Raw genomic sequence first — 10,988 nt, 5'->3', positions numbered from 1 at the left:
AGCACGGAGGCCTGGGAGTTACGGAAACCGTTCTTCTCACCGATGCGCAGCACATCTCCCCAGGCCTCGCTGGCGGCGGCCCACTTCCGCTGCCCCCGCTCGAAACCGCGGCGGTCCACCACGGTGCAGCGAATCCACTTGACCAGCACCGCGCCATGGTAAGGCCAGGAAGCGTGGCGTCGGTCACTCTCGGCTGGACCGCTCCCCCACGCCCGCGCCCCCTCGCGTGGCAGGATGGACAAACAGTCACGTGCGCCCGGCAGTTGGGGCCGACGGACAGGTCGTACGGGGAAGGGGACTCTGGTGGACGGGCTCAACAAGGGACTTCGCAAGGTCGAGATCGCGGTGCGGTGGGATCCCAGCCCGGCGGGGCAGCCGTCCACCGATCTGGACCTGGTAGCGGCGACCTATCCGGCGGGCGCCCCGCACGGGGACGCCGCGTACGTCGTGCACTTCGACAGCCGCTCCCCCGACGGCACCATCACGCTCAACCGGGACAGCAAGGACGGTCAGGGCTTCGGCTACGACGAAGTCATGACGCTGGAGCTCGACCGACTCGACGTCCGCTACGCGCGTGTGGTGGTGGGTGTCGTCATCCAGCAGCGCCCGGCGGAGCGCACCTTCGTCAGCGTGCGCAACCCCGGACTGCGTATCCGTGAGGGGTACACCGTCCTGGCGGAGGGTGACTTCGGCGACGTCCTGGGAGCGACGGCGGCGACGGTCGCGGAGTTCGTCCGGGACGGCTCCGGCCCGTGGGAGTTCCGCTCCGGGCTCCGTGGTTTCGAGGGCGATCCCGTGGACTTCACCAGGACGATGGGCGCGGCACACCGGCCCTGACCCGGTCGCGGACGAGGCACGTACGACGAGAGGGGCACCGCCCGCAGGCGGTGCCCCTCCGTCATCGGCTCAGGCGTTCGGCGTCAGCTGCAGCCGCTGGTCGAGCCGCAGCCCTCGCAGATGTAGCAGGAACCGGCGCGCTGCATCTTCGTACCGCAGGAGAAGCACAGCGGTGCGTCGGCCTGGATGCCCAATTGCATCTCCACCAGTTCGGCGCTGGTGTGGGCCTGCTGCGGAGCGGGCTTCACCGCCTCCTCGGCCTTCGGAGCGGCAACGGCCTTCAGCTCCTGGGCGCGCGGTGCCGACTGGGCCAGCCCCTCCACGTCGACCTCGTCGTCGGACGGCTCGTACGACCCGGTCTCGAGGTGACGCTGACGCTCCTCGGCGGAGTGGATGCCGAGCGCGGAGCGCGTCTCGAAGGGCAGGAAGTCCAGCGCCAGGCGGCGGAAGATGTAGTCGACGATCGACTGCGCCATCCGCACGTCCGGGTCGTCCGTCATACCGGCCGGCTCGAAGCGCATGTTGGTGAACTTCGAGACGTACGTCTCCAGCGGCACGCCGTACTGGAGACCGACGGAGACCGCGATGGAGAAGGCGTCCATCATGCCCGCGAGGGTCGAGCCCTGCTTGGACATCTTGAGGAAGACCTCACCGAGACCGTCGTCCGGGTAGGAGTTGGCGGTCATGTAGCCCTCGGCACCGCCGACGGTGAAGGACGTGGTGATGCCGGGACGTCCCTTCGGCAGGCGCTTGCGGACCGGGCGGTACTCGACGACCTTCTCGACCGCGGTGCGGATGGTCTCCTCGGTCTTCTCGGTGATCTCCGCCTTCTCCTTCTCCTTGGTCTTGGCGGAGAGGGGCTGGCCGACCTTGCAGTTGTCGCGGTAGATCGCGAGCGCCTTGACGCCCAGCTTCCAGGCCTCGAAGTAGATCTCCTCGACCTCCTCGACGGTCGCCGACTCCGGCATGTTGACCGTCTTGGAGATGGCGCCGGAGATCCACGGCTGGATCGCGGCCATCATGCGGACGTGGCCCATCGGGGAGATGGCCCGCTCGCCCATGGCGCAGTCGAACACCTCGTAGTGCTCGGGCTTGAGACCGGGGGCGTCGATCACATTGCCGTTGTCGGCGATGTGGGCGACGATCGCCTCGATCTGCTCTTCCAGGTAGCCCAGGCGGCGCAGGGCCTGCGGGACGGTGCCGTTGACGATCTGCATCGAGCCGCCGCCGACCAGCTTCTTGAACTTGACCAGCGCGAGGTCGGGCTCGACACCGGTGGTGTCGCAGGACATCGCCAGGCCGATGGTGCCGGTCGGGGCGAGCACGGAGGCCTGGGAGTTACGGAAACCGTTCTTCTCACCGATGCGCAGCACATCTCCCCAGGCCTCGCTGGCGGCGGCCCACACCGGGGTGTCCAGGTCGTCCATGCGGACGGCCTTGTCGTTGGCGTCCGAGTGCTGCTTCATGACGCGCTTGTGGGCGTCGGCGTTGCGGGCGTAGCCGTCGTACGGGCCGACGACCGAGGCGAGTTCGGCGGAGCGCCGGTACGCCGTGCCCGTCATCAGGGAGGTGATGGCGCCGGCGAGGGCGCGGCCGCCCTCGGAGTCGTAGGCGTGACCGGTGGCCATCAGCAGGGCGCCGAGGTTGGCGTAGCCGATGCCGAGCTGGCGGAACGCGCGCGTGTTCTCGCCGATCTTCTGGGTCGGGAAGTCCGCGAAGCAGATCGAGATGTCCATCGCGGTGATGACCAGCTCGACGACCTTCTGGAAGCGCTCGGCCTCGAAGGACTGGTTGCCCTTGCCGTCGTCCTTGAGGAACTTCATCAGGTTCAGCGAGGCCAGGTTGCAGGACGTGTTGTCCAGGTGCATGTACTCGCTGCACGGGTTCGACGCGGTGATCCGGCCGGACTCGGGGCAGGTGTGCCAGTTGTTGATGACGCCGTCGTACTGGATGCCGGGGTCGGCGCAGGCCCAGGCAGCCTCGGCGATCCGGCGGAAGAGCGCCTTGGCGTCGACCTCCTCGATCACCTCGCCCGTCATCCGCCCGCGCAGGCCGAACTTGCCGCCCTGCTCGACGGCCTGCATGAACTCGTCGTTCACCCGGACCGAGTTGTTGGCGTTCTGGTACTGGACGGACGTGATGTCGTCGCCGCCCAGGTCCATGTCGTAGCCGGCGTCGCGCAGGACGCGGATCTTCTCTTCTTCCTTGACCTTGGTCTCGATGAAGTCCTCGATGTCCGGGTGGTCCACATCGAGGACGACCATCTTGGCGGCGCGGCGGGTGGCGCCACCGGACTTGATCGTTCCTGCGGAGGCGTCGGCACCGCGCATGAAGGAGACCGGGCCGGAGGCGTTGCCGCCGGAGGAGAGCAGTTCCTTGGAGGAGCGGATCCTGGAGAGGTTCAGGCCGGCGCCGGAGCCGCCCTTGAAGATCATGCCCTCTTCCTTGTACCAGTCGAGGATCGACTCCATGGAGTCGTCGACGGACAGGATGAAGCAGGCGGACACCTGCTGGGGCTGCGGGGTGCCCACGTTGAACCACACGGGGCTGTTGAAGCTGAAGATCTGGTGCAGGAGGGCGTAGGCCAGCTCGTGCTCGAAGATCTCGGCGTCCGCGGGCGAGGCGAAGTACTTGTAGTCCTCGCCGGCCTTCCGGTACGTCTTCACGATGCGGTCGATGAGCTGCTTCAGGCTCACCTCGCGCTGCGGGGTGCCGACGGCACCGCGGAAGTACTTGCTGGTGACGATGTTGACCGCGTTCACCGACCAGAAGTCGGGGAACTCGACGCCGCGCTGCTCGAAGTTGACCGAGCCGTCGCGCCAGTTGGTCATGACGACGTCACGGCGCTCCCAGGCCACCTCGTCATAGGGGTGGACCCCAGGGGTGGTGTGGATGCGCTCGACACGCAGGCCCTTGCTCGCCTTGGCGCTCTTGGCGCGGGAACTCCGTGCCGGACCGCTCGCCGTCTCTGTCATGCCGCCTCCCTGTACGGGCGAAAACGCCCTGAAGTGCCCCGTTGTTCCCGTGGCACGTTGTTCTGTCTGGTGCTGCGGGCACCCACTCACGTCGCCCGCAACAGGTCTTCACATCGCCGCCGCCCGGCCGGTCCCGGAGCTGCCTTCCGGGTCTGGCCCGCCGGTCAGTCGGCGGCGCCGGCGGGCTGGGGGACCTGTTCCGCCCCTCCGGACCCGCGGTCGTCTTCCTGGCCCCCCGCGGCCGTGTCCTCGCGGTCTTCGTCGTCCGCGCCGGGGTGTCCCGTCTGCGCCCTGAGTTCCTCGATGGCCGCCTCGAAGTCGTCGAGCGAGTCGAACGCCCGATAGACGGAGGCGAATCGCAGATAGGCGACGAGGTCGAGTTCCTGCAACGGGCCGAGTATGGCCAGCCCCACGTCGTGGGTGGTCAGCTCGGCGCTTCCGGTGGCCCGCACCGCCTCCTCGACCCGCTGGCCGAGCTGGGCGAGCGCGTCCTCGGTGACGGGCCGCCCCTGGCACGCCTTGCGCACTCCATTGATGACCTTCGTACGACTGAAGGGCTCGGTGACTCCGGACCGCTTCACCACCATGAGCGAGCACGTCTCCACGGTCGTGAAACGACGGGAGCAGTCAGGGCACTGGCGGCGCCTGCGGATCGATGTGCCGTCGTCGGTCGTGCGACTGTCGACGACACGACTGTCGGGGTGCCTGCAGAAGGGGCAGTGCATGAACTCCCAACCCTCCTCACAGCAGACTCAATAGCCTCGCCGGGCCTCTTGCGCCCCACGAAGCAGCCCCAAGCATAGGCGATGACCATGAGCCTCGAGACCCGGGGGACCACAACTTCTGGGCTGCTGATGCAATCCAACCACTAGATGTGGGGATTGGCTCATACATCGACGCCCACTCCCGCGTGTCGCGCGCGTAGGCGCAGGTGGCGTGGAGACGGGCCGCCCCCCACCGGCCCCGCGCGCCGGTGGAGTACCCCGACGAACGGCTCAACACGGGGACACGGCCGCATCCGTTCCTGCACAGCCGTATCGCCGCGGCACATGCGGAGATACCGTGGGCGCCGCGAGGAGGGGACGTGGGACTCCCGCACAGATGAGGGCTGGTCCCAGGTCGGGGGAATGCCGGATGGCAGACTGGGGCACCAGTCCACGAGGCGATCACCCCGGCGGTGAAGAGTACAGCAATGGGCCCTTTTGCCCGATAGGTGGCGCGGCCGCCAATACACCCGGACACATGATCGCGTCCGGTGATTCGCGATTTTTCACTCGAACGTGTGTTTGGCGCAACCTTTCGAAAGCAACTACCGTTGTCCAGCAGGGAGACCATCGAGAGGGGCCGACGTGACCACCACCGCAGACAGTGCCGCCATCGCTGCCCAGGACCGCTCCCAGGGCCGACTGGAGCCGGTGCATGCGATGAACGAAGCCACGAACCCTGAGGGGCACAAGCGCTCCCTGCCGGGCCGACCTCCCGGCATCCGGGCGGACAGCTCGGGACTCACCGATCGCCAGCGCCGCGTGATCGAGGTCATCAGGGACTCCGTGCAGCGACGGGGCTACCCGCCGTCCATGCGGGAGATCGGTCAGGCCGTCGGCCTCTCCAGCACCTCCTCCGTGGCACATCAGCTGATGGCCCTGGAACGCAAGGGCTTCCTGCGCCGCGACCCGCATCGCCCGCGCGCGTACGAAGTGCGGGGCTCCGACCAGGCCGCCACGGTGCAGCCCACGGACACCGCGGGCAAGCCGGCCGCGTCCTACGTGCCGCTGGTCGGCCGCATCGCCGCCGGTGGCCCGATTCTCGCCGAGGAGTCCGTCGAGGACGTCTTTCCCCTCCCCCGTCAGCTCGTCGGCGACGGTGAGCTGTTCGTCCTGAAGGTCGTCGGTGACTCGATGATCGAGGCCGCGATCTGCGACGGCGACTGGGTCACGGTGCGCCGCCAGCCGGTCGCCGAGAACGGGGACATCGTGGCCGCGATGCTCGACGGCGAAGCCACCGTCAAGCGCTTCAAGCGCGAGGACGGCCATGTCTGGCTCCTGCCGCACAACGCGGCCTACGAGCCCATCCCCGGTGACGACGCAACCATCCTCGGCAAGGTGGTCGCCGTTCTGCGGCGCGTCTGACAGCGCGCACCCCGTCGGCTGGGCCTCATCGGTCCGCCCTCTGACCGGGCCCCGGGACCTCTGCGCCGGTTCCGGGGCCCTGCGCTGTCGTGGGGCAGATGGCGGCTGCGAATTCGTGCGGTGAGGGCCGGAGGGTGGCCGGTGGCTCAGCCACGCCACCCCCGCGGCTCATGCGTCGTCCGTCTGCCCGGCTGCCCTCTGCTGGGCAGACGCGTCGATCGCCGCCAGCGACTTCCGCACCTGGTTACGGTCCGTCGTGAACCAGAAGTCGGGCAGTGACGCCTTGAGATAGCTGCCGTACCGAGCCGTCGCCAGACGCGGGTCGAGGACCGCGACCACACCCCGGTCCCCCGACGCGCGTACGAGCCGGCCGGCGCCCTGAGCCATGAGCAGCGCGGCGTGGGTGGCGGCGACCGCCATGAAGCCGTTGCCGCCGGCGTCCTCGACGGCCTTCTGCCGAGCGCTCATGAGGGGGTCGTCCGGACGCGGGAACGGGATCTTGTCCATGACGACCAGCTGGCAGCTGGGTCCGGGGACGTCCACGCCCTGCCAGAGCGACAGCGTGCCGAAGAGGCAGGTCTTCGGGTCGGCCGCGAAGTTCTTGATGAGCTCTCCCAGCGTCTCCTCGCCCTGGAGGAGGATCGGGTATTCAGGGATCCGGGACCGGAGCTCTTCGGCGGCCAGCTGGGCCCCCCGCATCGAGGAGAACAGGCCGAGGGTGCGGCCGCCCGCCGACTGGATCAGCTCCGTGAGCTCGTCGAGCATGTCCGCACGGTCGCCGTCCCGCGCGGGACGCGCCAGGTGCTTGGCGACGTAGAGGATGCCCTGCTTGCGGTAGTCGAAGGGCGAGCCGACGTCGATGCCCTTCCACTGCGGGACGTCGTCGCCCTCGGTGCCCTCGGGGGACAGACCCAGGGAGGCACCCACGCCGTTGAAATCGCCGCCCAGCTTCAGCGTCGCGGAGGTGAGGACCACGGAACGGTCCGCGAAGAGCTTCTCCCGCAGCAGACCGGAGACGGACATGGGGGCCACGCGCAGGGAGGCACCGAAGCGGTCGTGGCGCTCGTACCAGACCACGTCCCACTCGGAACCGTTCGTGATGCGCTCCGCCACGTCGTGCACGTTCTCCACGGAGGCCAGGGCCTGCTTGCGGACGGCGTCCTCGTCCTGGACGGACTTGTCGCGGGTCGCGCCGATCGCCGAGATGACCGTGCGGCACGCGTCGCGCAGCGCCATGAGGGCGTAGCCGAGGTCCTCGGGAATCTCCTCCAGACGGCCTGGCAGCGCCAGCTCCATCAGCCGTTCGAATCCCTCGGCCGCGGTCTGGAGCTGGTCCGCGGCCTTCTCGTTGACGAGTTTCGCGGCGCGGCGCACCGCGCGGTTGACCTGGCCGGGGGTGAGTTCGCCGGTGGCGACTCCGGTGACCCGGGAGACCAGTTCGTGCGCCTCGTCGACGATCAGCACCTCATGCTGCGGGAGGACCGGTGCCCCCTCGATGGCGTCGATCGCGAGCAGCGCGTGGTTGGTGACGACGACCTCGGCGAGCTTGGCCCGCTCGCGAGCCATCTCGGCGAAGCACTCGGCGCCGTACGCGCACTTCGAGGCGCCCAGGCACTCCCTCGACGACACCGACACCTGGGCCCACGCCCGGTCCGAGATGCCGGGCGTGAGGTCGTCACGGTCGCCGGTCTCGGTCTCGTCGGCCCAGTCGCGCACCCGGAGCAGGTCCTGGCCCAGCTTGCTGGTGGGCGCGGCGGCCTCGAACTGGTCGAAGAGGCCCTCTTCCTCGTCCTGCGGGACTCCCTCGTGCAGTCGATGCATGCACAGGTAGTTCGACCGGCCCTTGAGCATCGCGAATTCCGGGCGGCGGCGCAGCAGGGGGTGCAGCGAGTCGACCGTTCTCGGCAGGTCGCGCTCCACCAGCTGGCGCTGCAGGGCCAGGGTAGCGGTCGCGACGACCACTCGCTCCCCGTGCGCGAGCGCGGGCACCAGGTAGCCCAGCGACTTGCCGGTACCGGTGCCGGCCTGGACCAGCAGGTGGGAGCCGTCGTCGATCGCTTCCTCGACGGCTTCGGCCATGGCCACCTGACCGGGGCGCTCCGTACCGCCGACGGCAGTGACGGCAGCATGCAGGAGTTCGGGGAGTGAGGGCTTCGTCATAGCGCGACCACCCTACGACCCTGCACTGACAAACGGGCGATCAAGGCGGGGACGGGGGAGGGGATCAAGGCCGTGGGCTCCTCGGTGAGGTGGTGGGAGTGGGCTGTGGGCGGGCCGATCGGCTACGTGGATGAGGGCGTGGCGGAGCCACGCGAACGGGAACGCGGTGAAGCTGCGCGAGCGGGGACGTGGCGGAGCTGCGCGAACGGGTACGTGGCGGAGCTCCGCGATTGATGACGTGGCGGAACCGCGTGAACGAGGGCGTGGCGGAACTGCTCCGAAAATTCGTGCGGAAGGCGGGAACTGCGGCGGGACGGGATGCGTTCAATGAGTGATGGTGTGGTGACACAGCGCTACAGCAGATGCCGGAGGGACCGGTCTCGGACCATGAGGGCGGCCCGCTTGGCGGGCAGGTCGACCTCGGCGGAGAACCGGAAGCCGGCGGTCAGGAATGCGGCTACGGAGGGGGTGTTGCGAATGTCGGGTTCAGCGATGACACGTGTGCAAGAAGGGCGCCGATCGAGAACGAGATCGGCCACGGCCCGGAGCAGCAGACCCCCGAGGCCGCGCCCACGATGCGCGACTCCACCGACAAGAAGGTGGAGCCCCGTGTCATGAGGCCGGGCCGGGTAGTGACGGGCCAGTGGGTCCAGATCGGCCCGGTAGATCTCCCAGTAGCTCATCTGGGTTCCGTCCAAAACACCGATGCACGGCACGCTGCGCCCGTCGCCGGCGAGCTGGGCCCTCAGGTGGTCCCGCGTCACCTCCGGCGGTCCGGCCAGCTCCCAGAATTCCGCGGCGGCGGGGTCGTTCATCCAGCGGCAGATGAGCGGAAGGTCGCATTCGAGGCGGGCTGGGACGAGGTGGAACCCGCCTGCGGGTGTGTCGACCGGGCCCCATTCGGCGACGTAGTGAAGGAGGTCGTCACGACAGGGGACGGAGGAAGGGCGTGGTGCCGAGCCCTCGCAGGAGACTCTGGCGGGGTCCGGAGAGTCGGATCGGGGGCCGACACCGCGGGCCACGTCAGCCATGACCGGGACGGCGGTACCGGCTTCGGCGATCGGATCGGCGGAAGGCACCGAACGCTCCTCTCATGAAGGGGTGGGCATGTCCTCAGGGAGGAAGGAGGCAGGTCAGCAGGGGTCGGAGACGATCAACGCGCTCAGGAGTGCAGGGGGTTGGCGATGGTGACGTAGACGGACTGGGTGTCGACCGGGCCGACGAGTTCGTCGAGGCCGTGCAGCCGGGTCAGCAGGTTGGCTTTGCAGCGCAGGACGGGTGAGTCGAGCAATCGGGCCGGCAGCGAGGTGCGCAGCGGGGCCGGGCCGGAGGCGACGTCTCCCAAGAAGCGGCGGAAGGCGGCGAGCAACAGCCGCTCGTCCGCCAGCCCCTGGGCGCCGAACGCGCCGATGAGGCCGAGCACGTTGTTGACCGCCAGGTAGTACGCGAGCCGCTCGTCGGTGACCTCGTCCCGGACGAACGTGTCGCTCCGTTCTCCGATGCCGGGCAGCCGGGCCTCGAGCTCCGCGCGCCGGGACTCCCGGAAGTAGTAGCCCTGGTTGTCGCGGTAACGACCGCCCGTGGGCCAGCCGTCGGGGTCCAGCAGGAGCAGGGTGTTCTGCTGGTGCGTCTCCAGGGCGATGCCGGCCTCGCCGTCCAGCCAGAGGACGGGACGCACCACGTGCGCGAGGTAGCGCAGGAACCACTCGGCGGCGACAGCTCCGCGGGGCCGGCCGGTACGGCGGGCGAGGCGGGTGACGACCTCGGCCAGCCGGGACCACAGGGCCGGGCCGTGCTTCTCCGTGCGCCCCGGGGCACCCTCCAGCGGGGTCGGGGAGCACGGGCGCGGCGAGAGGAAGCCCGCCACGCAGGAGACGTCGTCGGACGGGCTGAACGGGTTGTGGCGGATCACCACGTCCAGTCCGGGCACGGGGACTTCGTCCGGAGTGTCGACAGCGAGCCAGGCCGGGTCCCGGACGATGTCGAAGCCCGGGTGGACGGACCGCCACTCCTGGGCGAGGCCGCTGCGGAGCAGGCGGTGGACCTCGACACCGCGGTGGAGTTCCTTGCGGAGGTTCTCGCGGCGGGAGTTGGTGATGCGCAGGCCGAGCGAGAGCTTGAGCATCGCGGGGGCGTGGGTTCGGTAGACGGTTCGTACGGAGGAGGTGGGGTGCCAGGGAGGGCCGTGGGTGCCGAGGTCACGGAGCAGGCCGGCGTCCAGGAGGGCAGCGGTCTCCTCACGGTGACGGATCTCGTGTGCCTGCCAGGGGTGCATGGGCAGGAGGGCGAACCCGTCCGGCAGCGCCGGTGCGGTCCCGGCGAGGCGGGCGGTGATCCGGGGCGCGGCGACGGGGCGCCCGCGTTCGGTCCAGGAGGAATCGGTGGCGAGAACGGAGGGAGCGACAGCCATCCAGTGCAGCGGGAAGGAGCCGTGCAACTCGGGTGAGTAGAGCAGCGCTTCGGCGTCGGACAGGCCTTCGCGGCTCTTCGGGCTCGGGTGCAGGGGGTGTCCGAGGACAAGTGCCTGTTCCGCGGACAGGAAGAGGTCCTCGGATTCGGCCGCGGCTTCCCGGCGGGCGGTGACGAAACCGGCGACTCGACGGAGGGAGTCGGCCACGCCCGCGACGAGACCGGCACCGTCGCTGAAGCCGGCGGTGGTGGGGCTGGGGGCGCCCATGGGAAGGGAGTCGTGAGCGGATCCGATACCGGAGCCGGCTGAGGGCGTCTCCCTCGTGAACAGGGCGGCGATCGTCACGGCGTCGGGAACCTGATCACGGAACGCGCGGTGCCCTTCGCCACCGGCCGTGACGAAGGGCACCATGGTTCACCCGGGCTCCCGGGCCGCCGCGATCACGCGGCAGCCGTACGGTCTCCCTTCGGGGTGTTC

At 69.4% G+C, this 10,988-nt stretch carries 7 protein-coding genes; 2 read left to right on the top strand and 5 right to left on the bottom strand.

Annotation, left to right across the window (positions count from 1 at the left end; translation table 11 throughout):
- Window positions 1-303: 303 nt before the first annotated feature.
- Window positions 304-837 (top strand): TerD family protein, encoded by a 534-nt coding sequence (locus K4G64_RS35750; RefSeq protein ID WP_221760055.1) that lies wholly within the window; start codon window positions 304-306, stop codon window positions 835-837.
- Between the two features lie 83 nt (window positions 838-920).
- Here K4G64_RS35750 and K4G64_RS35745 read toward each other — a convergent pair whose 3' ends face one another.
- Window positions 921-3,812, bottom strand: coding sequence for a vitamin B12-dependent ribonucleotide reductase (locus tag K4G64_RS35745; RefSeq protein WP_221760054.1), 2,892 nt, complete (start codon window positions 3,810-3,812; stop codon window positions 921-923).
- A 164-nt stretch (window positions 3,813-3,976) separates the two neighbouring features.
- Entirely contained in the window at window positions 3,977-4,537 is a 561-nt protein-coding gene (gene nrdR, locus K4G64_RS35740; RefSeq protein ID WP_097221313.1) for a transcriptional regulator NrdR, read from the bottom strand.
- A gap of 624 nt (window positions 4,538-5,161) precedes the next feature.
- Here nrdR and lexA point away from each other — a divergent pair.
- Window positions 5,162-5,941 carry a transcriptional repressor LexA gene (gene lexA, locus K4G64_RS35735; RefSeq protein WP_221760053.1) on the top strand — a complete coding sequence of 260 codons (780 nt, stop codon included), beginning with the start codon at window positions 5,162-5,164 and terminating at the stop codon, window positions 5,939-5,941.
- A gap of 168 nt (window positions 5,942-6,109) precedes the next feature.
- Here the strand turns inward: lexA and K4G64_RS35730 are convergent, their stop codons facing one another.
- From K4G64_RS35730 to K4G64_RS35720, 3 genes are all read right to left on the bottom strand, one after another.
- Window positions 6,110-8,101 (bottom strand): ATP-dependent DNA helicase, encoded by a 1,992-nt coding sequence (locus tag K4G64_RS35730; protein WP_221760052.1) that lies wholly within the window; start codon window positions 8,099-8,101, stop codon window positions 6,110-6,112.
- A gap of 353 nt (window positions 8,102-8,454) precedes the next feature.
- Window positions 8,455-9,132, bottom strand: a complete 678-nt coding sequence (locus K4G64_RS35725) for a GNAT family N-acetyltransferase (RefSeq protein ID WP_221760056.1) — start codon at window positions 9,130-9,132, stop codon at window positions 8,455-8,457.
- Window positions 9,133-9,263: 131 nt separating this feature from the next.
- A complete protein-coding gene (locus K4G64_RS35720; protein ID WP_260461437.1) occupies window positions 9,264-10,922 on the bottom strand; it encodes an IucA/IucC family siderophore biosynthesis protein in 1,659 nt (552 codons plus the stop codon).
- Window positions 10,923-10,988 lie beyond the last annotated feature (66 nt).

The organism is Streptomyces sp. WAC04114 (assembly GCF_019733245.1).
GTDB lineage: Bacteria > Actinomycetota > Actinomycetes > Streptomycetales > Streptomycetaceae > Streptomyces > Streptomyces massasporeus_A.
Note: the sequence above shows the minus strand (reverse complement) of the source record. Positions and strands in the feature narration are given on the sequence as shown.